We start from the raw sequence: 23,944 nt of genomic DNA on the forward strand, positions 1-23,944 counted from the left end.
TAGAAAGCCGATTCATAAGGAGAGTGAACGATGTCGAGCCCCGAGCATAAGCAAAAAATCTGGTCGATGATTAAGGATATCAAAGTAGGCATGTTGGTCACCAATGACCACGACATGCCCCGCGCCCGCCCCATGCACCTGGTGCAGGAAGAGTACGACGGCACGCTTTGGTTCTACACCCGCCGCAGCGCCGAAAAAGTGTTCGAGGCGGAAAAAGATCACGACGTTTGCCTGAGCTTCTCGGATCAGGAGCACGGTATCTACGTCTCCATGTCCGGCAAGGCCAACCTGACCGACAACCGCGACCTGATCCACAAGTACTGGAACCCCTTCATCGCCGCCTGGTTCCCGGAAGGCAAGGACGACCCGGATATCGCCCTGCTCGAAATCAAGATCGAGATGGGTGAGCACTGGAAAGCCAACGAGAGCAAAGTCTACCAGCTCTACGAAATCGCCAAGGCCAACATCAAAAAAGACGAAACCCCGGATATGGGCGAGAACGAGAAGTTCGGCCACTGATTATAAAACGCCTATCTACCCCCACGGCGTCGGCTTGCCCGGCGCCGTGGGCCAATTTCACTCGTGTAAGCGCAACCCTTCCGAACGGTACAGCTGGTTCACCTCGATGACGCGGCCCTCCATTAAATGACAGTACTGGCGGCCGTCATCATTACCATCGCGGGTTCTCACCTCGCCCCCTTCCCGCTCGCAGTAATTCACGGCCATTTCTTGCGCCTGTTCTGCCCCGTTGGAGCCTGGTGCCGCGCACCCTGCCAGGGCCACAAGCAACACCGCGCCTACGCTATAACGAATCATATTGGTCTCCTTGTATAAAACCCATTGACTCACTATAGCCACTCCCCGCCCCGGTGGCGAAATACCCGGCTCAGGGCTGCTGCATATTCTCAAGCTCCGTGGCCCGCTTGGCGGTGGCGCTTAAAAAGCAGTCGTTGCTGATCAAACGAGCTATCGTGCCTTCCCCTGTCGCGTAGAAGTAGCAGTTGGCATCCCGGTACGAGATCCAAAGCCGCTGGGCATCCCGCAGGGCTATTTGCCGCTTCTCGGGTAACTCGCTACGAATAGCGCGGTAAGCGTCGTTGAGACGCTGGTCTTGAATCTCGAGCTCGTCGCTCATGCACTCGACCATGGATTGCGTAACGCCGCCGGAGGCTTCCATGCAGGTGCTGTATTGGTTGGTGTAGGGATTTTCGTCGTTAGCATGGGCCATGAAAGATAACGGTATAAAAAATAATGCTGTGGCTATTATAGCTAAACTATTTTTGTTCATTGAGGGCTCTATAGGGCTGGTTAAGTTAAAGTGTGAAGGTTAACTGATATTTGAGAGCTGGATGAAGGTTCTATGGAGTATGGATATTTGAGTATTGCTGAAGATGAAGGTTTTTTAAAAGCTAGCTTTGGGTTCCTGGCAGGAGGCATACGTGCCGCATAAGCTTTTGATTTTAAAAACATTAAAACTGATAAATAAAAATCAATATACCAATCAGTATACCACCAATACCATCTGGTCTCCGCTAATGGAATCCTATTTGCTACTGCCTCAAATAATAATCGCTATTTGTAAACTATGTGACAGTTAATGAGTAGGAGCAGCCCTCTTTCATATCAATACTGTACGTGTGTTAATAGTCAAGCTAGGTCGGGCCTCCATAATGGAAAACGTAATTGCTCTGCTTTGTTGTCGGGCACTATGAAACCTAGGCTGTATCTAGCCCGCGTGATAGCTACATACAGCTTATTTTGCGCCATTTCATCACTCGCAGGGAATGAATATGCGCTATCCATTATAAAAGGCATCTGTTTATTTACGGGCAAAATCAGCACGCGATTAAATCCCAAGCCTTTACTATTACCAAAGTTGTAGCAACGAGCAGAAGTTGGAAGAATTTTTTTACCTGAAGCAATGCCATAACGCAACACTATAGGGTCATATGTTTTAACGTATCCAGCAACGTCAGAATGTTTAACTATAAAAACTCCTACATGATGAAAAAAATCATGAGGAACTTCTTCAACTGCCGATTCGCTCGCCTCATAATTTCCTTTGTGTACTTCATCGGAAATAAGACAAATATCTTGGATACTTCGATAATTTTTCGTAAGTTTCTCCGTTGTAAACCCCATGGATTTAAACGCGGAAACTTTCTCAGTGGCAGTCTTGGGAGTTTTTTGGCCAAAATTAGTTTCATAAACAGTTTGGCGAAAATCTCCCACGCAAGTGATAGGTGACTTCATTGATTTATTTAGGGACTTAAGCACCTCATAATCCCACCCAACTAAATCTTGAACTTCATCGAAATAAATTTTGCTATAGATATCACCAAGTCTTACCGCTGAGGCATTCTTGGAGGCCTTGGCAATGCGTGCCGCCAGCTTCGCAAGGAACCCTGTATGGGCCTTAGTATGGCACTTGGTAAGAAAGTGATCTGGGTTATAACTCTTGTCTTCAAGCTTTTCCGCGCGGCCAGATAAAGTGTATTTTTTTCCGGGCACCATATGAGGATTACTTTCATTGAAATATATATCATTAATTCTTTTGGAAAATAAAGCTTGCTGATAAGGCCTCACCATATCTTCCAGATAAAACGAGAATAGCCCTTTTACTACAAACTGATCACTGTAACTACCAAAAGAAGCTAAAAATCGTCGCCTTAGCTCCTGCTGATTACTAATTGTATAGGTCACTACTAGAACCTTACCACCACGCTCGATTTCAGCTATAGATTCGGTGATGATTTTATGAGTTTTACCTGACCCCGCTCCAGCCATACATAATATATTAGTCAAAGCTCAGTACCTCAAGAAGGAAATCGGGGTATTTAAAGTGCTCTGTAGTATCAAATAACCTAATGGCAGAATCGACCTTTATCTTCCCCTTGCCATCGCCATCCTTACTCCTAAACCATTCGATCAGAAACTTCCGCTTATCCTCAAGCGTTATCTCTTTATCTAACTTGTTATAAGTCTGAGTTGACAGTATAATTTTCGCAAAGCTCATCAACTCATTTATTGATGCTGCATTTGCTAAAATCATTGCTGGCTCAAGAGAAAACTCATCGTTATTCTTAGATGAAATCAGTTTAACATTTGGATATTCAGTATACTCTTTTTGCGCTTGAACTACGTTTTGAACATAGTTGCCGTCATTATCACGTAAAACATTTATTCTTGTACCTATCTCTTTTCCTATCTCGATAAAAGTTTTAAAACCTACACCACGCACTACGATAATATCGACCCCATCCTGCTCAGGCAGCCGCCCATTATTATCTTTGTATATTCTCTTTAGCACTAGCTCATCAGACGGCCCCTCTACTAGTATTACTTTTTTAGATAGCGCAACACGAAGTGTGTCGTACCCCGGCAAACGCTTCAGCATAGTTACCACTTGATTATCTAAAAGATGCAATCGTTTATACGCCTCATTGATTAAGCATATTTTATTTATACTCAGCTTATTTAACACGTACGAACTGTGAGTACTTATAAACAACTGCTTTTTATCTCTTTGGGTTTCTATATCCTGCACCAGCTTAATAAGCTCAATATGAGAAAGATGGTTCTCCGGCTCCTCCATCATTATCAAATCAATATCTTTTGCCTTATTATGAAGTGCTAATTTTATTTGAACTTTACTTTGTTCACCTTTCCCTATCATATGAAAAGGGACAGTATCCACTTCAAGCTGCAAACCATTCTGAATGGCACCTGCGGGCATGGTATTAGCAGCAATAGTTAATTTTTTATCAGTAATGCTATTATCTTTATCCAGATCATGGTTGACCGACACTACCTCATTTGTATCATTAAAAGATTGCAGTGTTTCACGGTAATTAAGATTCAAACGGAACGCTTCATCTTTTTTAAGCGCAGTACTTAAGACATTTGATATGTACTGATTTTTGCCAAAGGTGGGGTGTATACGAGCAGGGTCAATATATAGCGCACGAAACTTTTTTGCGATTGGCTTAATAATATTCCATGAAAAATCCATCCACTCGATTTTATAAAATTCCACAGGAATACTAGTTATTTTAGCTCCAGTGGAAATGTAGTCTTCGTAGGCGTCCAAGAAATCCGTATCAAAGCTGGCTTTTACCTGCACACCCATTGCATCCTCATGCAGGCTGTTATTTGTTCCTCGGTAATCAGGAACTTCCTTCATGTAAGCTTCAATCACAAGCTCAGGTAAATCTGAAGGTTTTTTATCTGACGCTAAAAATTTTGCAACTGCCTCAGTATTAAACAAATCAGGAGAAAACTCATTATTAAAAGGTCGACTTCGATGTTGAAAATTAAGCACCACCTCCAATGCCTCTAATAAAGTGCTTTTTCCAGCATTATTATCACCAACAAAAGTGTTGACATCTGAATTAAATTCAAAATAATCGTCTTTAAATTTTTTAAAATTATGTAAATAAAGTTTTTCTACGAGCATTTATAACCCCCTTTTTTTAATAATCAATCTTCAACTAAATAATTATTTACTCTTCAACACCGACTATAATTTCTCAGCGTAAGAGACCTCTCCGACAAAAATAAAAGAATAATATTAACAGTTAGCCAATGCCTCTAAATTGCATTTTTGTGTTATTAATAATGCTAGCAATGAGCAAACCTGCAATTAAAAATAATCACTATACAAATTTAATGCACCCAACAAAACTAATAATTATTAGTATTGTCTATTCATCTATACTTTTACAACCTTGCCTCCTACGACTTTAGACCACTATGCTATGATTTTTTAAAGTATCAGCATTACTGGAACTTATGAGGAGTGCTGGTTTTAACTATCGGCAGCCCAAAGCTTAGCTTTAAGCTCCGGCTCCTCACCTTATCCATACTAGATGCAAAAATCCGCATGATTTCGCATGACTTCCATGCACCCAAAACCCGCCTACAACACAGCAATAGCGGGCTGTAGCTCATTTGACGGGGTGCATGAAGAGTTACCCCACAAGCGAACACCGCAGGCGGGCGGGGGATAACGCGCCCCAGGGTGCGGCGATCTGGGTGGGCCTTCCCATGGCAGCCACCCTATATAGGCGCTGTGTGCCCTACCCCATAACAAAAAATCAAAGTCCCACACAGGTAAAAATTTCACGCTAAATTACTAGCTTCTCTTATGGTATGTACACTGAGGCCTTACTGGGACTACTCAAGAACGCTCTTTTTCGCTGCCAGCAAGGTAGGAGCGAGCTTTCAAGCCTGATTAGTCACGCGTACCGTGCTGAAGTGCATAACCCCGCATGAATTCGCATGATTTTCATGCACCCATTTTCCACCAGCCAGCCCAGCAGTGGCGCGGCTTGGCGGCGGGCGCAGGGGTGCATAAAAACCACACCATTTAGCGCGCAGGCGGGGCGGGGTGTCGATAGCGCGCCGTGGGGCGCGGCCGGTACGCGAATATGAGGTTGGCAACATCCTTGCCAGACGGTCTGTGGCCGCGCTCAGTAGCTGCCCTTCTCTCACCAAGCTTTAACATACGAACGCCCCGCACAAAGGCGGGGCGTCGGTCACATACCAGCATCTTTCACCTATGCGGCTTTGAGATCGGGCACAGCTTCAAGCTCTTTCAAATGGCACTAAAAGCGAATGGATAATACGTACTCGGTTACTTCAGCTTGGCTGGCTAACGGCGTAGAACGCGCGTAATGGCCAAGCCTGCTTAACGCCGCATAAAAATCCGAATGCCCTTCACCACAGAAATAGCGACGCCTATGCCGCCAATAAGAAACGCGGTGTATGCAATAGCCTGGTTATCCAGGGCGGGATGGATTTCGCTGGGGTCAGAGGATGAAAGAATCATGATGCCCACGCCCACCAATAGAAACGACGGGCCGGCGAGGAGCTGTAATTTAAGGTCTTCTTTCGTCATGAGCGAACCCTTTTAGCGTCGGGGAAAGTACGACGGACGCCGTTGACGTAATGACGTGGCGTCCCTGGCAGGAGTCGAACCTGCGACCTGCCGCTTAGGAGGCGGCTGCTCTATCCTACTGAGCTACAGGGACTTTAAGGTATTGCGGGGCGCGTAGTATAGCGCGGCCGACCGTATAGGCCAACCGGTGGCATTAAATCCAGCCCAGCAGGCGCAGGGCGAAAATGCCCAGGGTAATCGTCAGGCTGGCCATTAACGTGGTCAGGGCGATGATGTTGGCAGCCAGGGTTACGTTGCCGTTCATGGCTTTGGCCATGACGAAGCTGGCTGCCGCCGTGGGGCTTGCGAAAAACAGGAACAAAAGGCCCAACTGCTCGCCGGTGAACCCGCAAAGCCAAGCGATGACGGTGGAGGCCGCAGGCAGCACCACCATTTTCATCACGCTGGAGCTAAGCGCCACCTGGCGGCCATCGCGCAGGCTGGCCGCAGAAAGCGTGGCGCCAATGCAAATCAGCGCCAACGGCAGCGTCAGCGAAGCAAAGTAGTTGCCGGAGGTCATCACCCAGTTGGGCAGCTCGACGGAAAGCGCGGTAAAGGGAATGGCCAGCACGACGCTCAGAATCAGCGGGTTGGTGGCGATGTTTTTGAGCATGGCCCGCCAGTTGGTGGTCGCGCCAGGCTGATACACCGACAGCACCCACACCGAGAGCACGTTATACAGCACGATGACCAGCCCCAGCAGCAGACTCCCTGCCGAAAGGCCGTAATTACCGTACATGCCGGCGGCCAGGGCCAGCCCCACGACCCCGCCGTTGCCCCGAAAGGCGCCCTGCACGTAAATGCCACGCTCGGCATGGGCCACCCGGTAGCGCGCCCACAGCCAGCTCACGAAGAACTGACCCACCGTGGCGAGTGCAAAAAACACCAGCAGGCGGATATCCAGCGCCACGCTTAGGTCCGCCTGGATCAGGCTAAGAAAAATCAGCGTTGGCAGGGTCGCACGAAAAACCAGCGCCGAGGCGGTCGAAACGAACGCCCGGTCGATCAACTTGAGCCGCTTCAAAACGATGCCAATAAACACCATGGCGAAGACCGGCAGGGTAATGTCTAACGTACGCGCGAAGAGCTCTAAAAGGTCCACAGGGCTGCTCTAATGAGTAAAGGATGTCTCATGGGTCTGGGTAACGGGTCATGAATAAAAAGTGACAGAAACAGTGAGAATAGTACCGCAACGCCCCGCCAACGGACACCGGCGTACCGGTGTCAGTCGAATAGCGCCATGGGGTCGAGCTGGTTAGGCAGTTTGACGACCACGGCGTTACGCCCCCGGCCCTTTGCCTCGTAGCTTGCGGCGTCCGAGCGCTCGAGCGAGCCCTCGACCGACGCGTCGTCCTCATCGAATTGGGTCACGCCCATGCTGAGCGTGACGTTATATATTTTGCCCCCGTGGGTCACCGAGACCTCGCTGACCGCCTGGCGCAACGACTCGGCAATGCGCCGCGCCTGGGTCAAGGTACAGCTGGGTAGCAGCACGGCGAATTCGTCGCCGCCCTGGCGCGCCACGTGGTCGCTGCGGCGCACTTCCCAAGCGATCACCTGGGCGACCCGGCGCAGCATTTCATCGCCCAGGGCGTGGCCGCCTTCGTCGTTGATCGGTTTGAAGTGATCGAGATCGAACAAGAGCAGCGCCGAGGGCGTGCTGGTTTTTTGGAAATCGGCGAACGCCTCTTCCAGGCGGCGTAGGAAACCGCGCCGGTTGAGCAGGCCCGTGAGGGGGTCGTGTTCGGCTTCCCAGCGCTGCAGGGCTTCCTGCTGGCGGCGCTCGGTAATGTCCTTGACCACCCCGACCAGGCCCAGCGAGTGCCCGCCCTGGGAAAGCATGACCACCCGGGCGTGAACATCCAGCCAGAGCATTTCATCATCGCTTTTGGTAAAGCGCAGCTGGCGCATGTAATCCTGGCCGGTTTTTAAGCTGTGCTGCCATAGATCGATCGCGCCCTGGCGGTCGTCCTGGTGAATCTGCTCGAGCCAGGTCTCCATGAGCATATCCGGGGGTATTCCCAGCATCGTCAAAAGCGCGGGGTTCATGTAGGTGATACGCCCATCGAAGTTGGCCACGAACATGCCCTGGGGGCTCGAGTTCAGTACCGAATCCAAAAACGCTTCGCGCTCGTGAAGATTGGTCATCAACTGCTGGCGCTCGTCTTCTACGCGATTGAAGGTCTGCGCGACCTGTTGAAGCTCCTGCATGCTGGTGGCAAGCGTCACGTGGGAGCGCCCACCCTGGCCGACTTCGTCGATTTGCGACTCGAGCTGGTTGAGCGGCGAGAGTATGCGCGCCAGCAGCCACCAAAGAAGGGGAAGCAGCAACAGCGCCAGCGCCACCCAAATCCACCATAGCCGGTAGATGAAATCCGACAAGGGGGTTTGTGCCTGGTCGACCGGCAAATAAAGCGCCACGATCCAATTGGCCGGCCACACCTGGGAGTAGGCCTGGTAAAGGTTGCGCCCGCTGAAAAGCGCGCCGGTCCCCTCGCCCCACCAACCATCCAGCGCCATATCGAGCCAGGGGTAGGCCTTGGGTGTATCGATGGCGGTATTCACCCGCTGCGCGTCGGGGTGATAAAGAACCTTGCCGGACGCCGTAAAAATGGCCGAGAAGCCGTCATCCCCAAGGCGGATTTTCGCCAGGCGGCCAAAAAGCCCACCGGCGTCCAGACTCACCACGCCGCCAATGAAGCCTTGAAACTGGCCATCGCGGTCTATTCGAGGCACCCCGATCAGCACCAGCGGCGTGTTGCTGGCGCGCCCCACGAAGGGCTCACTGACGTAGGGGCTTCGCGTGCCGCGCAGCATCCGAAAATGCTCCTGCTCGGCGGTTTCCAATCCCACTCGCCCCACGATACTGGGCCGGTCCGCAATCAGGGTGCCGGAGGCGTTACTGACGACGACCCCCTCGAACCAGGCGAGAAGCGAGTCGTTTTTACTGAGCTCGTACTGCACCCATTCGGCGTCGTTGGCGGTGCCGATCGCCTCGCTCAAACGCTGCAAGGCGTCGATGCGGTTTTCGACCTGCTGGGTGAGTTCATCGGATAGCATGTTGGCCTCGTAACGCAGGTGCGTCACGTTGGCGTCTTGCAACATGTTTTTACCCACCTGCCACGTTAGCCCCAGCATGATCGCGGCCACTATCAGTAGCGTAACGGAGAGCCCCAGCAGCAGCCGGCTTTTGAGAGAGCGAAATTGGGTCAGTCTTTTATGTAGGTGGGCTGGCAGCACCGATTGTACCTATTCGTCAATTTTTCTTTGAACGACAGTTGGCAGTAGAATGCTAGCCGCCACGAAGCCGCCGGGTACCGAAGAGTCTCGATCAGCAGCCGGATGCAGGTGATTTTGCAAATGGGTTGGCCTATCTTGCCAAGCCAGGCGGCGAGGCTAGTTTTAATTAATGGGTAAAGGCTCACATACTCTAGCCGCCATTTCCACCTTAATTAATTCTTGCTAACAAGTCATTCAAAATACGCCCTTATTCACGCGAGTGAAGAGGATTATTTTCGTACACTTTATGGCATTTGAAAGGTCGAACTGCGTAACATTCCGACCCGATGACGGCTTTCACCCCAGAACCTATGGCGTTACATGGCAAAACACACGGCAGGCTACACCTCGCAAGGGATTGGTAAAATCCCCCATCTTCACGCACTGCTGCCTGAATTTGATGCGCTGAGACGCCTTGGGCCGCTTTCCTGCCCGCCCAGCGCCGTCATCGGCTGGGGGCTCAAACCCACCAGCCTGCGCGCCCGGCGTTTTGCTGCCCGCCACGCGCTTCCCTACGTGTCACTGGAAGATGGTTTTATCCGGTCCCTGGGGCTGGGGGCGCATGGCTACCAGCCGCAAAGCCTGGTAGCCGACTATACCGGCATCTATTACGACGCCACGCGCCCAAGCGATCTCGAAAACCAGCTAAATGACGCCGTCTTCGAACACGCTGAGCTGGCACGCGCCAAACGCTGTATGGCCTTGCTCGAGCGCGGGCGGCTATCGAAGTACAACCACGCCCCGGATACGCCGCTTGAAGCCACGTTGGAAAGCACGGCGGGAGCCAACGTGCTGGTGGTGGACCAAACCGCCAACGACGCCTCCATTCATTACGGCCAGGCCTCGTCGACAAGCTTTACCCGAATGCTGGAGCACGCGCTAGAAGCGCACCCGCAAAGCACTATCTGGGTCAAGATTCATCCGGATGTCGTCGCCGGCACCAAACAGGGCCACCTGCTGGGCGCCGCCGACCACCCTCGTTGTCGGGTGATCAGCCAGGACCTCAACCCCTGGGCGCTTTTTGACCAGGTCGACACCGTGTACGTCGTCACCAGCCAGCTTGGTTTCGAAGCGCTGATCGCCGGCAAGACCGTCCACTGCTTCGGCCTGCCCTTCTACGCTGGCTGGGGGCTCACCCAGGACCAGCTCGCCTGCCCGCGCCGGGTAGCCAGGCGCACGCTTGCCGAGGTGTTCGCCGCCGCCTACCTGCGCTATAGCCGGTACGCCAACCCCTACACCGGCGAGCCCAGCAGCCTGGAAGCCACCATTGCGCTAATCCAGGATCAAAAACGCCAAAAGGAGCGCCTGCAAGGGCACTGGCAGGCCTTTGGCTTCTCGGTTTGGAAGCGCGGCTTTATCGGTGACTTTTTGGGCCCCGCCGCCACGGTCGATTTTCAAAAAACGCTGCCCGATGACCCACCGGCCCAAACACCAGGGCAAACAGCGCCGGCGCCAGCCACTCAAGCCCCAGAGGGTAGCGAGAAAACCCCACACCTGCTGGTATGGTCGAGCCGTATCGATGCAGCGTTCAAGGCGCGCCACCCGGCAAAGCTTGAGCGGCTATGGCGAATAGAAGACGGCTTCATACGCTCGGTGGGGCTGGGGGTGGATCTGGCCCGGCCGCTTTCGCTGGTCATCGACCGCCAGGGCATCTATTACGACCCCAGCCAGCCAAGCGATCTGGAAACGCTGCTCAACGACAGCGTATTTTCTGACGATGAGCTTAAACGCGCGGCCGCGCTTTGCACCCGGCTGGTCACGCTCAAACTCTCGAAATACAACGTTCAAGGGCAAACGGCGCTCGCGCTACCCGGTAACGTGCCCACGATTTTGGTACCGGGCCAGGTGGAAAGCGATGCCTCGATCGCCACAGGCTCGCCCCAGGTGAGCACCAACAGCGCGCTTTTAAAAGCGGTGCGCAGCGCGCATCCGGACGCGTTCATCCTCTACAAGGCGCACCCGGATGTATTGAGCGGTGCGCGAGTGGGGAAACTCGATAACCAGGCCGCAACCCTGTATGATCTCGACGCCAGCCATCTGGACATCTCGGCGCTGCTGGAGCGGGTAGAGGCGGTTCACACCATGAGTTCGCTCACCGGTTTCGAGGCGCTGCTCCGCGGTTGCCAGGTCAGCACCTACGGGCTGCCTTTCTATGCGGGCTGGGGGTTAACGTTGGACGCCATGCAGTGTACCCGGCGCACCCGCCACTTGAGCATGGATGAGCTCGTGGCCGGTACGCTGATACGCTACCCCACCTACGTCGACCCACGCACGCGCCAGCTGTGTAACGCGGAAACCGCCGTTACGCTGTTGGAACAGGCCCGCGCCAAAGCCCCCGCACTGAGTACCCGGCAGCGCCTTTACCGCTACTACCGTCATTTCTTTATTGGAAGCCATTGAGTTGATACAAAAGCGCGCATTCTTATTTCTGCAAGGCGTTTGCTCGCCCTTTTATCAGCGCTTGGCAAGCCAGCTAATCCGCGATGGGCACCGAGTGGTGAAGGTACACTTCAACGCCGGCGATATCGCCTACTGGAGCCGGTCGCTGGGCGAAACCCACCTTTTCCGCGGCAAGCTCGATGAACTGCCGGGCTTTCTGCAAATGCTTTGGCAGCGCTACGCGATCACCGACCAGTTGCTGTTCGGCGACCGCCGCCCCGTTCACCGTGCCGCCATCGACAACGCCCCGGCCGCGGGTATTCGCACCCACGTGCTGGAAGAGGGTTACTTTCGCCCTTTCTGGATCACCCTGGAGCGCGAAGGCGTCAACGGCCACTCGCTGCTGCCCCGGGACCCGAACTGGTTCTTTGAAACCGGCAAGGCGCTGCCAACGCCGCCAAAACCGGTGCGCTTTAGGTCCTCGTTCAAGATGCGCGCCCGCCACGATGTCGCCTACCACCTGGCCGGGCTTGCCAACCCGCTGGTGGCGCCGCACTACCGTAACCACGCAAGCATTACCGCGCCGAAAGAGTACGCCGGCTATATCAAGCGCTTTACGCTTTTAAAGCAGTGGAAAAAACGCGATAACGCACGCATCAAAGCGCTGATCGAAGGCAGCGAGCCGTTCTTTTTGCTGCCGCTACAGCTCGACACCGACGCCCAGATCCGCGACCACTCGCCCTACGCCAACATGGCCGAGGTAATGGATCACGTGCTGGGCTCGTTTGCCCAGCACGCCCCGGCCAACGCGCGTTTATGCATCAAAAACCACCCGCTGGATATGCGCCTGATTAGCCACGCCAAAACCGTCGAGCGTCTGGCGCGGTTTTACGGTTTACAGGGGCGCATCGTCTACCTGGAGTCCGGCGATTTGGAGGCGCTGCTCAAGCACGCCGCGGGTACGGTCACGGTCAACAGCACCGTGGGGATCGTGGCGCTTGAAAACGCCTGCCCCACCTTCGCGCTGAGCGACCCGATCTACAACCTGACCGGGCTTACCAGCGGCGGGCCGTTGGATGAGTTCTGGCAGGCGCCGGCAGCGCCCAATAGCGCGCTGTTCGGCTATTTTCGTGCCACCGTGATGCACACTACCCAGGTCAACGGCGGCTTTTACTGCCCCACCGGGATCGATTTAGCGGTCGGCAATACCGCCCGTATACTAGAGGCCAGCCCCTCGCCTTTGGAGAAGCTGCTTTGAGCGACACGCTACCGCCCACCCCCCCCGGCGATGACCAAAGCGCCGCGCCAGGCACGCAGTGCGTACTAATCACCGGCGCCACCGGTGCCATTGGCGGCGCACTGGCAAGGCTTTACGCCCGTGCAGGCTGTCACCTGGTGCTTCACGGCCGCAATAGCCAGGCGCTCGATGCACTGGCCCAGGAATGTGAGGCCGCCGGGGCTCGGGTGACGTGCTCGAGCGCCGATATCACCGACGAAAGCGCCCTGGCCGAGTGGCTACACGGCGTGTGCGCCGAGCAGGTACCCGATGTCATGATCGCCTGCGCGGGTAAAAACACCCACCCCCAGGGGCCGGGTGAGCTCGAAGCCTGGCAAGACGTTCAGGCGCTTTTGGATGTGAACCTGAAAACGCCGATCAGCATGACCCAGCACCTGGTGCCCGCCATGAAGGCGCGCCGCAAGGGCCAACTGGTGCTGATCAGCTCACTGGCCGGCTGGCACGGCCTACCGTCAACGCCCAGTTACAGCGCCAGCAAAGCGGGTGTCAAGGCCTACGGCGAGGGGCTTCGGGGCCTGCTCGCGCCGTTCAATATCGGGGTTACCGTGGTCATGCCAGGCTACGTTACCTCGCCCATGTGCAACGCCATGCCGGGGCCCAAGCCTTTTGAGTGGCCGCCGGAGCGCGCCGCGCGGGTCATCAAGCGCGGCATCGACGCCAACCGCGCCCGGGTCAGCTTTCCGTTTCCGCTCAATTTCGGCACCTGGTGGCTGGCCGTGCTGCCTGCCAGCGTTTCCCAGTGGCTCATCAAGCGCCTGGGGTTCGACCACCTGGAGGCGCCATGATGCAAAGCCTTAGCCAGGCACTCTGGGTGCCCTTCTTACTGGGCCTGGTCGCCAGCTACGTGATGGAAGCCTGCCTGCGCCCGCGCCCCGCGCCGTTTACCCGGCGTGGCCTTGGCGTTAACGCCGTGCATATCGGTAGCTGGTGCGTGCTCTTTGGGCTTTTCAGCCTGGTGTTTCAGCGCCCCTGGTTTGCGGTGGTGCTGGCGCTGTCGCTAACGCTGGTCGTGGTGCAGTCCAGCAACACCAAATCGCACACCCTGAAAGAGCCGTTCATCTGCCACGATTTCGAGTACTTCTGGGATGCAATCTTGCACCCGCGCCTCTACGTACCGTTTTTCGGCATTGGGCTGGCCATTGCGGCAAGCACGGCCGGGGCGCTGGCCATCGGCGCCTTTTTGTATTTCGAGCCAACGCTTTTAAGCCGCTGGAGCGCCGGCCCGGTACTCGTTCAGTTAGCGGCATTTTTGCTGGCCGGGGCCGCGCTGGTCGTAACGGGTTTGAGAACGTGCCCGCCGGTCACGTTTCAGCCCGCCGCGGATATGTGTCGCTTAGGGCTTTTCGCAAGCCTTTGGGCATACGGCGTGGCGCTTTTTCGCTCGAAAGCGCCGACCGCTGACGACGCCCCTTTCAATGCCAATGCGTATAAAGCCGCGCCAACGGCAAAGCCGGACGAGCCACACCCTCACGTAGTGCTGGTGCAAAGCGAATCGTTTTTCGACCCTCGGCCCTGGTGCGCCGATGTCGCCCCCCAGGCGCTAAGCCGCTTCGATGCCACCTGGGCCCAGTCGCTACAAAAAGGCACGTTGAGTGTGCCAGCCTGGGGGGCCAATACCGTGCGCACCGAGTGCGGCGTGCTGACCGGCCTGCCAGCCAGCGCCTGGGGGGCGCGCCAGTTCAACCCCTACCATACGCTGGCCCGCCAGGGGCTTCCAAGCCTTGCGTCGGCGTTCAAGGCCAGGGGCTACCGCACGGTGTGCGTTCATCCTTATCTTGGCTCTTTCTATAAGCGCGACCAGGTTTTTCCCAAATTTGGCTTCGACTCGTTCATCGATATCAACGATTTTGCCACTGAAGATAAATTCGGCCAGTACATGAGCGACCGCGCCGTTGCACGAAAGGTTGGACGTCTGCTTGAAGATGACGATAATAGGCCGCTCTTTGTATTCGTCATTACCATGGAAAATCATGGCCCGTTGCATTTGGAAGCGCCGGAGCAAACACGGATGAGCACGGTGCTGCCGGGTGCCAGCTGGCCCCCTGCCAGGCATTTGAGAGACCTGGCCGTCTACCTCAAGCATTTGGGTGAGGCAGACGCAATGCTCGAGCAGATAAAAGCAGCGCTGAGCGTGACCCAGCGCCCAGGGCTTTTGGGTTTTTACGGCGACCACGTGCCCATTTTGCCCGAGGCCTACGCACACTACGGCGCCCCTACGGGAGAGACGCCTTACATGATATGGTCAACGAAACGCCAGGACCACGTGGCCACCGACACCACCCACTTGAAAGCGCACGAATTGGGTGTCGCCTTGTATGAGCGGGCGTTTGGGCACGATAGACATAGCGAACAGATCAAGGCAGATCCAGAACCGCAGGAGCAAGAATGACTAAACGCGTTGCCATTATCGGCGCCGCCCATCGTTTCCCCGGCACCACCCCTGAAACGTTCTGGCAAAATCTGCAAGCCGAGAAAGACCTCGTCACCCAAGTGGCACCGGACCGGTGGAGCCACGATGCTTTCTGGCATCCGGACAAACGCCACCCCGGCACCAGCGTGTCTTTTGCCGCCGGTAGCCTTGGCGACATCAGCGGCTTCGACGCAGAGTTTTTTGGCATTTCCCCGCGGGAAGCCGCCAACATGGACCCGCAACAGCGCATGCTGTTAGAGCTTGCCTGGGAGACCATAGAAAACGCCGGCATGAAGCCTGCTGATCTGCGCGGCAGCGAATGCGGCGTGTTTCTGGGCGTGGCGAGTCTCGACTACTCCTACCGCTTGGCCGACGACATGGCGGCGATCGACGCCTCCACGGCGACCGGTAACACCTCGAGCATCGCCTCGAACCGGCTCTCCTACGTGTTCGATTTCCACGGCCCGAGCATGTCGCTGGACACCGCCTGCTCATCGTCCATGGTGGCCTTTCACCAGGCCTGCCAGTCGATTAGAAGCGGCGAGACCACCATGGCGCTGGCCGGCGGCATTAGCCTGCACCTGCACCCCTATGGGTTCATCATTTTCTCCAAGGCGAGCATGCTCTCGCCGACCGGCCGCTGCCAGGTGTTCGACGAAGCCGGCAACGGCTACGTGCGCTCGGAAGGCGCCGGGCTGTTTTTCCTAAAAGATTACGATTTGGCCGTCGCCGATGGCGACAATATTTTGGCCGTGGTCGCGGGTTCAGCGGTCAATACCGATGGCTATAAATCGGGCATTACGGTCCCCAACCCGGACGCGCAAGTTGCGCTCATGCGCCGCGCCTACGAACAGGCCGGCATTACGCCCGACGAAATCGACTACCTCGAAGCGCACGGCACCGGCACCTCGGTGGGCGATCCCATCGAAACCCGCGCCATTGGCGAGGCGCTGGGCCAGCACCGCCAAACGCCGCTGCCCATCGGCTCGGTAAAAAGCAACCTGGGCCACCTGGAAACCGCCTCGGGTGTGGCCGGGCTTGCCAAAGCGCTTTATAGCCTCAAATACCGGGAAGTGCCCGCGACGATCGGCATTCGCAAGCTCAACCCCAATATCAAATTCGACGAGTGGAATATCAGCGTCGTCACCAAGGCGCAGCCGCTCAAGGCCGAAGGCCGCCTGGTGATCGGCATCAACTCCTTCGGCTTTGGTGGCGCCAACGCCCACGTGATTTTGGAGAGCGCGCCGGAAAAGCAGGCGCCGCCCGCCCATACCGCAAACGTGGCCCTGCCCCTTCGCGTTAGCGGGCGCAGCGAAGACGCCCTGGCCGCCAACGCCGCGAATCTCGTCACCCATTTGGAGCAAAGCGAGCAAGGCTTTTACGATATTGCCCATACGCTTTTCCACCACCGCGAGCACCACCGCGTGGGCGCGCTATGCTTTGCCCAAACCACGGCTGAAGCCATCAGCGCGCTCAAGGAGCTGGCAGGCGGTGACACCAAACACGTCGTCAAACTCGATAAACTCGACGCCCCCCAGGGCCCGGTATTCGTGTATGACGGTAACGGCTGCCAATGGGAAACCATGGGCAAGAACCTGCTGGACGAACCCACGTTCAGTGCAGCCATTGACGAGGTCGATGCGCTGTTCGTAAAGCTGGGTGGCTTCTCCCTACGCAATGAACTGGCAGGCCTTAACGGTGAGGGCGAAAACGCCGGGGAAAACCGCCTGGATCGCACGGAAATCGCTCAGCCTGCGCTGTTCGCGCTGCAGGTAGCGCTCACCCAGTGGCTCAAGGCCCAGGGTGTGACGCCGGTGGCGGTGTTTGGCCACAGCGTGGGCGAAGTCGCCGCGGCCTGGGCGGCGGGCGCCTTGAGTCTGGAAGACGCGGTCAAAGTGATCTACTACCGCAGCCACTACCAGGGCATGACCCGGGGCCTGGGCGAAATGACCGCCGTGGCCACCAGCGCCGAGGACATTGCCGCCTGGCTTGAAATGCCGGCGTTCGACCGCGTCAGCCTGGCCGGGGTAAATAGCCCCAAGGGGATCACCCTGGCCGGCGATGCCGACCAGCTACAAGCGCTCGAAGCGCAGTTGGCGGGCCTGGATATCTTCGCCAAGCGCCTGCCGCTCGACTACGCCTTCCACAGCCCCGCCATGGACAGCATCCAGGCGGGGGTGATCGATGCGCTCAGCGACATCACGCCAAGCGAAACGTCGATCCCCTACTACTCGACCGTAACCGGCGCCCTCAGTGAGGGCAGTGCGCTTAACGCCCACTACTGGTGGCTCAATATTCGTGAGCCGGTGCTTTTCGAGCGCGCCGCAGCGTCGCTTATCGAACAAGGCTACAACGTCTTCGTCGAGGTCGGGGCGCACCCTATCCTGCGCCGCTACCTAAGCGAGACGCTTCGCCATCTCGACACCCAGGGGCTGGTGGCCGGTACCCTCGAGCGCCATAAAAATGGCTTCGAGGTTCTTACCAAAAGCCTGGGTCAGCTACTGCTGAGCGGCCTCGCCTTCGATACCCAGGGCTTTTTCCCGGTCGAAGGCCAGCGCGTCGACCTGCCCCGCTACGCCTGGCAGCGCACCCGTTACTGGGTGCCCGGCACCGGCGACGGCCAGGGGTTGCTGGCGCGTTACTACGAGCACCCGCTGCTGGGCTACCGGCTGGCCCAACAGGCCAACACCTGGGAGAGCCAGCTGGATACCCAGCGCACGCCCTGGCTTGCTGGCCACGTGGTCGGCGAAGGCGCGGTTTTCCCGGGCGCGGGCTTTATCGAACTGGCGCTGGCGGCCAACGCCTCGCAAAAAGAGACCGCGCTGCTGGATGTCGAAGAGCTCGAGATCCGCGCGCCGCTGCTGCTGGATGGCGCTAACGGGCGCACCGCGCGCCTGCATTTGGACCCGGACAGCGGCCAGATCGCCATTCACTCCCGCGAACCCGCCGCCGAGAGCGAATGGCAGCTCAACGCCGTGGCGCGCACCATGCGCGAAAGCCGCGGCTTTTTGCTGGACCGCACCGCCCCCGCGCTTCCCAAGCGCGCGCCGGACTACACGCTAGACGAACACCTCGCACTGGCCGACGCCATCGGGCTGCACTACGGCGAGGCGTTTCAGGCCATCAAGCGCGGCTGGCTGGATGACGATACAGTCATCGGCGAGATCGAGCTGGACGCCGACACCGACGCCCAGCGCGCCTCGCTACACCTGCACCCGGGCATTCTGGACAGCGCCTTCCAGATGTTCATCCCGCTGCTGGCAAGCCATCAAGGCTTTGCCGAAGGGCTCGCCTTCGTACCGGTGCGGGTCGGCCGTATTCAGGTCGACCTGGAAGCCGGTGCGCCGGTGCTCGCCCGGGCGGTCATGGGCAAGCGTGCGCCCCACTCGTTCACGGCGGATTTCGAGCTGTACGATGCCCGCGGCCGCGCGGTCGCCGTACTTAGCGAAACCCGCTTCAAGGCGATCCGCCTGAACCGCGCCCGCCATCACGAGCTAAGCTATATCGATGTCGCGCTCACCCCGGCCCCGCTGAACGCCTCGGCGCAGGCGCTTCCCGAGCAAGCACTGGCCACCCTGGCCGCGCTTGGCGAGCGTTACGGTGAGGCCACCGGCCAGCGCTACGCCGCCGAGATCGCCCCGCTGCTGGACAGCCTGAGCGAGGCGTTTGCCCAAACGCCAGAAGAGAGCAGCGATACCCCGCCGCCCGAGGCGATTTGGCAGCTACTGGTTCAGGACTACCCGGATTACTTCGCCCCGATTCATCTGGTCGGCCGGCGAGGCCTTCACCGCGAAGCACTGGCCAGCGGCCGGGAAGATGCGGCCTCGCTCAATATCACCCAGGAACAGCTTAGCGAGCTCAACCGGGTGCTGATCGGCGAAAGCGGCTGGAACGTTCTGGCCGAGAGCCTCGAGGCACTGGTGAGCGAAGCGCTGTCGAATCTACCCAATGGCCAGCGCCTGAACCTGCTGGAAGCGGGCCCCTGCGCGCCGGCACTTGGCCAGCGCCTGCTCGAGCCGCTGCTGTTAAACACGGCGGACAACGGCCGCTACGCCTACCGCGCGCTGACCACCACGGACACCGCCAAACACCAGGCGCTGCAGCTCCAGGAACGTTTCCCGCTGATCGACGTTGAGGCGCTTAGCGACAACGGCGCCGCCCTTACGCCAGCCCAGAAAGCCCAGTTCGCTTTCATCAGCGTGGATGTGACCAGCGCCGAGCGCACCCGCGCGCTGATCGAAGCGCTGCCCGAGCGGCTCGCCCCCGACGCCCAGCTGTTGGTCGTTGGCGTCAACCCCAGCCGCTGGCTGGATGACGTGCTGGCAACGCCTGGTTTGAACGCCGCGCCGGTCGAGCAAGCGCACCTGGTCGAGTGGCTGAGCACCCAGGGCTTCGAGCTCTCGCCGGCCATTGCCCTGGAAGAGGACGACGGCGGCGCCTACATGCTTCACGGCCGGGCGAGCGGCACGCCGGCGGCGGCAAGCCCCGTGGTCACGCGCCATATCATCGTGACGGACGCCGCCACTCGCCCCTTGGGCGAGCGCCTGCAGGAAACGCTACCGCCGGGCCAAACCTGGCTGGTCGAAAGCGGCGACGAACCTGCGCGCATTTTGCAAAGCGCAGGCGAAGGCCTGCTCGAACACGCCGCGAGTGCCCCGGGCCCGGTCAATATCGTCGACCTTCACGGCCTGGGCGCCACCACCACGCCCGGCCAAACCGCGCGCTGCACCCGCGCGCAGCAGTGGTCGCTGGCGCTGGAAGGCAGCGGCCTGGAAAGCCAGGGCTGCCCGCCCACGCTGTGGCTAGCAACTCACGGTTTCAACGCCCAGGGGCCGGCGGGCTCTTTCGACGCCGCGCTTTGGGGCTTTGGCCGCTCGCTTGCCAACGAAGCCGTGGGCCATGGGGTCACGCTGGTCGAACTACCCGACCCGCTAAGCGACGCAGCCCTGGCCACGCTTGCCCAGACGCTTGCCACGCCGGACGGCGAAAACGAGCTGGTGCTGCACGCCGACGGCGCGCGCTTCGCAACGCGCCTGCGCACCCAGCCCGCCCCCCACGCGCCAGGACCGGATACCGGCGCGCCGCACCAGGCAATGACGCTTGGCTTTGCGTTACCCGGCCAGTTGCGCCAGCTTCAGTGGCGCCCCCGGGCGCTACCGGCGCTGGGCGCCGATGACGTCGAAGTGCGCGTCAAGGCCACCGGGCTCAACTTCCGCGATGTGATGTACACCCTCGGCCTTTTATCCGATGAAGCGATCGAGAACGGCTTTGCCGGGCCAACGCTTGGCCTCGAGTTCTCTGGCGAGGTCATCGCGGTGGGCGACAACGTGCAAAACGTCGTCCCCGGCCAGGCCGTGGTCGGCTTTGGCCCGGCAAGCTTCAGCGACAAGCTGATTGCGGGCCAGCACGCCATCGCCCCGCTGCCCGAGGGGGTAAGCTTCGCCGCGGCGGCGACGATCCCCACCACCTTCTTTACCGTGTACTACGCGCTCAAGCATCTGGCGCGGTTGGAACCCGGTGAAAAAGTGCTGATTCACGGCGCCGCGGGCGGCGTGGGCATCGCCGCGCTGCAAATCGCCCAGTGGATGGGGGCAGAGATCTACGCCACCGTCGGCTCGGAAGAGAAGCGCGACTTCCTGCGTCTGATGAACGTCGAGCACCTTTACGATTCGCGCTCGCTCACCTTCGCCGAAGAGATTCTGCGCGACACCCAGGGGGAAGGCGTGGATATCGTGCTGAACTCGCTGGCCGGCGAAGCGATCAACCAGAACCTGCGCGCGCTGCGCCCGTTCGGCCGCTTTTTGGAACTGGGCAAGCGCGATTTCTACGAAAACACCCAGATCGGCCTGCGTCCGTTTCGTAACAACCTGAGCTACTTCGGCATCGACTCGGACCAGCTCATGAAGGTGCAGCCTGCTCTGACCCAGCGCTTGTTCACCGAGATGATGGCGCTATTCAACGATGGCACCCTGAGCCCGCTGCCGTTTACCGCCTTCACCCACAGCCAGGTGGTCGACGCCTTCCGCTACATGCAGCAGGCCCGCCAGATCGGTAAAGTGGTCGTCACCTATGACGCGCCCATCGCCGCCCCCGAGCGCAACACTCTGGGCCAGGACACGCTCAGCCTGCCCGCCGATGCCAGCTACCTGGTGACCGGTGGGCTTGGCGGCTTTGGCCTTAAAACCGCCCAGTGGCTGGTGAGTAAGGGCGCGCGCCAGTTGATTCTATTAAACCGCAGCGGCACCCGTACCGAGGCCGCTCGACAGGCGGTCGAGGAACTCGAGGCGCAAGGCGTCAAGGTGCTGGCCGCCGCCTGCGATATTACCGACCGCGCTGCGCTTGAAAACGTGCTCGAACGCGCCCGGGGCGAGCTTGCCCCGCTGCGCGGTATCGTTCACGCCGCCACGGTGATCGACGACGGCCTGATCCGCAACCTGGACGCCGCGCGCATCCAGAGCGTGCTGGCACCCAAGATCGAGGGCGCCCGCCACCTTGACGCGCTCACTCAAAACGACACGCTGGATTTCTTCATCCTCTATTCGTCGGCCACGACCCTGTTCGGCAACCCCGGCCAGGCCAACTACGTGGCGGCCAACCACTGGATGGAGGCGTTCGCCGAACACCGCCGCCAAAAAGGCCTGGCGGCGACCTGCGTACGCTGGGGCGCCATCGAAGACGTCGGCTTCCTTGCCCGCAATACCCGCACCCGCGACGCCCTACAAGAGCGCCTGGGCGGTTCGGCCCTGCGCTCGGCGGATGCACTCAACGTGCTGGAGCAGATGCTGATCACCCCCGGCGCAAGCCTGGGCGTGCTGGAGCTCGAGTGGGGGGCGCTAGCGCGCTTTCTGCCCACCGCCGCCGCGCCGCGCTTTGACGAGCTTGCCCGCCAAAGCGACGACGACACCAGCGCGGACAGCGACGACGATATCAGTGCGCTACTGGCGGATCTTTCCCCGGAAGAGCTTCAGCAAACGGTCACCGAGCTTTTACGCGCGGAACTTGCCAGCATTTTGCTGATCGAGGAGGAGAAGATCGACGTCGACCGCTCGGTGTACGACATGGGCTTCGACTCGCTGATGGGCGTGGAGCTGATGACCGCCATCGAGAACCGCCTGGGCGTGCAGGTGCCGGTGATGGTGCTTAGTGAAGCCTCGACGCTCAACAAGCTCGCGGGGGTGCTGATCAAAAAGCTCCACCACGGGGATGAGGATGTTGAAGAGTCGCCACAGGATGCGATAGCCTCTCTGGCCGCTCGCCACGGCGCCGACGATCTCAAGGCACCCGCGACACCCTCTGCTACCGAGACACCATGACCGCCAAGCGTTCCGATTTAAAACGACAGCTGCTGGAAAAGGCGCGCAGCCGCCCCAGCACCCGCGAGCCGGCTGCCAGCAGCGAGCCCGTGGCGCAAACGAAAGGCCAACCCGTGCCCGAGCGCTTTACGCGCTTCGAGGACCACCCGGGCGCCCAGCAGCTCACCATGATGCGCGACGCCGCCAGGCAGCTGGGCCTGGTGGACCCGTTCTTCAAGGTGCACGAAGGCCAGGCCGGCGCCACCAGCGTGATCGACGGGCGCGAGTGCATCAACTTCGCAAGTTATAACTACCTGGGCTATTCCGGCGATGCGCGGGTGATTCAAGCCGCCGCGGATGCCGCCGCTCATTACGGCACCTCGGTGTCGGCCAGCCGCGTGGTGTCCGGCGAGCGGCCCATCCATGGCGAGCTCGAAGCCGCCATTGCGCGCACCTACGCCGTGGAAGACGCGGTCGCCTTCGTTAGCGGCCACGCCACCAACGTCTCCACCCTCGGCTACCTGCTGGGGCCCAAGGATTTGGTGCTCCACGACGAGTACATCCACAATAGCTCGCTGGTGGGCGCCCAGCTCTCCGGCGCCAAGCGGATGTGGTTCAACCACAACGACCCGGAGGCTCTGGAAGCGCTGCTCGAACGCCAACGCGGGCAGTTCGAGCGTGTGATCGTGGTGATCGAAGGCCTTTACAGCATGGATGGCGACATCCCGGACCTGCCGCGCTTTATCGAGCTGAAAAAGCGTTATCAGGTCTGGCTGATGGTGGACGAAGCCCACTCGTTCGGCGTGATGGGCGACACCGGCCTTGGGCTTCGCGAGCACTTCGCGATCGACCCCACCGAGGTCGATATCTGGATGGGCACCATGAGCAAGACCCTTTCCGGGTGCGGCGGCTATATCGCAGGCTCCAAGGCACTGGTCGAAATGCTGCGCTACTTCGCGCCGGGCTTTCTTTACAGCGTGGGCATGCCTGCCCAGGTGGCCGCGCCGTCGATCAAGGTACTCGAGCTAATGGCCCAGGAGCCAGAGCGCGTCGCCAGGCTTCAGGAGAACGCCCGCTACTTCCTGACCCGCGCCCAGGCGCTGGGTATGGATACCGGCCACAGTATCGGCTCGGCGGTCGTGCCGATCATCGTAGGAAGCTCGCCCAAGGCGGCGATGCTTTCCCACGCGCTGTTCGAGCAGGCGATCAACGTTCAGCCGATTCTTTACCCGGCGGTACCGGAAAAAAGCGCCCGACTGCGGTTTTTCCTCTCCTGCGAGCACACCCAGGCGCAGATCGACCAAACCCTCGATGCGTTAGCTGCGCTGCTTGCGCAAAACGTTTGAACG

At 58.5% G+C, this 23,944-nt stretch carries 14 protein-coding genes and 1 tRNA gene; 7 read left to right on the plus strand and 8 right to left on the minus strand.

Translation table 11 applies throughout. The features are described 5' to 3' along the window. The first annotated feature begins 30 nt into the window (after positions 1–30). Entirely contained in the window at positions 31–519 is a 489-nt protein-coding gene (locus ACWHVV_RS11325) for a pyridoxamine 5'-phosphate oxidase family protein (RefSeq protein WP_447926330.1), read from the plus strand. A 57-nt stretch (positions 520–576) separates the two neighbouring features. Here ACWHVV_RS11325 and ACWHVV_RS11330 read toward each other — a convergent pair whose 3' ends face one another. The 8 genes from ACWHVV_RS11330 to ACWHVV_RS11365 form a co-directional block, all read right to left on the minus strand. Further along, positions 577–816 (minus strand): DUF333 domain-containing protein, encoded by a 240-nt coding sequence (locus ACWHVV_RS11330; RefSeq protein ID WP_447926331.1) that lies wholly within the window; start codon positions 814–816, stop codon positions 577–579. Between the two features lie 70 nt (positions 817–886). After that, the gene (locus ACWHVV_RS11335; RefSeq protein ID WP_447926332.1) at positions 887–1,228 is read right to left on the minus strand and encodes a lysozyme inhibitor LprI family protein; all 342 of its coding nucleotides are present in this window, start codon (positions 1,226–1,228) and stop codon (positions 887–889) included. Between the two features lie 419 nt (positions 1,229–1,647). Then, a complete protein-coding gene (locus tag ACWHVV_RS11340; RefSeq protein ID WP_447926333.1) occupies positions 1,648–2,805 on the minus strand; it encodes a UvrD-helicase domain-containing protein in 1,158 nt (385 codons plus the stop codon). After that, positions 2,798–4,456 (minus strand): ATP-dependent nuclease, encoded by a 1,659-nt coding sequence (locus ACWHVV_RS11345; RefSeq protein WP_447926334.1) that lies wholly within the window; start codon positions 4,454–4,456, stop codon positions 2,798–2,800. Before ACWHVV_RS11345 ends, ACWHVV_RS11340 begins: the two co-directional genes overlap by 8 nt. Before the next feature lie 1,233 nt (positions 4,457–5,689). Next, positions 5,690–5,899, minus strand: a complete 210-nt coding sequence (locus ACWHVV_RS11350) for a hypothetical protein (RefSeq protein ID WP_447926335.1) — start codon at positions 5,897–5,899, stop codon at positions 5,690–5,692. A 56-nt stretch (positions 5,900–5,955) separates the two neighbouring features. Next, positions 5,956–6,032: transfer RNA gene (locus tag ACWHVV_RS11355), tRNA-Arg, on the minus strand. Between the two features lie 60 nt (positions 6,033–6,092). After that, complete coding sequence (locus ACWHVV_RS11360; protein WP_447926336.1) at positions 6,093–7,040, minus strand: AEC family transporter; 948 nt, start codon at positions 7,038–7,040, stop codon at positions 6,093–6,095. Between the two features lie 122 nt (positions 7,041–7,162). Next, positions 7,163–9,076, minus strand: coding sequence for a sensor domain-containing diguanylate cyclase (locus ACWHVV_RS11365; RefSeq protein ID WP_447929142.1), 1,914 nt, complete (start codon positions 9,074–9,076; stop codon positions 7,163–7,165). 462 nt (positions 9,077–9,538) lie between these two features. Here ACWHVV_RS11365 and ACWHVV_RS11370 point away from each other — a divergent pair, with 462 nt between their 5' ends. Genes ACWHVV_RS11370 through ACWHVV_RS11395 form a run of 6 tightly spaced genes read left to right on the plus strand, consistent with a single transcriptional unit; the run spans position 9,539 to position 23,941 of the window. Beyond that, positions 9,539–11,617 (plus strand): capsular polysaccharide biosynthesis protein, encoded by a 2,079-nt coding sequence (locus ACWHVV_RS11370; RefSeq protein WP_447926337.1) that lies wholly within the window; start codon positions 9,539–9,541, stop codon positions 11,615–11,617. 1 nt (position 11,618) lies between these two features. Beyond that, positions 11,619–12,854 carry a capsule biosynthesis protein gene (locus tag ACWHVV_RS11375; RefSeq protein ID WP_447926338.1) on the plus strand — a complete coding sequence of 412 codons (1,236 nt, stop codon included), beginning with the start codon at positions 11,619–11,621 and terminating at the stop codon, positions 12,852–12,854. Beyond that, a complete protein-coding gene (locus ACWHVV_RS11380; protein WP_447926339.1) occupies positions 12,851–13,678 on the plus strand; it encodes an SDR family NAD(P)-dependent oxidoreductase in 828 nt (275 codons plus the stop codon). The genes ACWHVV_RS11375 and ACWHVV_RS11380 overlap by 4 nt, the downstream gene beginning before the upstream one ends. Further along, positions 13,675–15,282, plus strand: a complete 1,608-nt coding sequence (locus ACWHVV_RS11385; protein ID WP_447926340.1) for an LTA synthase family protein — start codon at positions 13,675–13,677, stop codon at positions 15,280–15,282. Before ACWHVV_RS11380 ends, ACWHVV_RS11385 begins: the two co-directional genes overlap by 4 nt. Further along, the gene (locus tag ACWHVV_RS11390; RefSeq protein WP_447926341.1) at positions 15,279–22,616 is read left to right on the plus strand and encodes a type I polyketide synthase; all 7,338 of its coding nucleotides are present in this window, start codon (positions 15,279–15,281) and stop codon (positions 22,614–22,616) included. Before ACWHVV_RS11385 ends, ACWHVV_RS11390 begins: the two co-directional genes overlap by 4 nt. Further along, a complete protein-coding gene (locus tag ACWHVV_RS11395) occupies positions 22,613–23,941 on the plus strand; it encodes an aminotransferase class I/II-fold pyridoxal phosphate-dependent enzyme (RefSeq protein ID WP_447926342.1) in 1,329 nt (442 codons plus the stop codon). Before ACWHVV_RS11390 ends, ACWHVV_RS11395 begins: the two co-directional genes overlap by 4 nt. Positions 23,942–23,944 lie beyond the last annotated feature (3 nt).

The sequence above is a fragment of the Vreelandella sp. EE27 genome, from assembly GCF_968206495.1.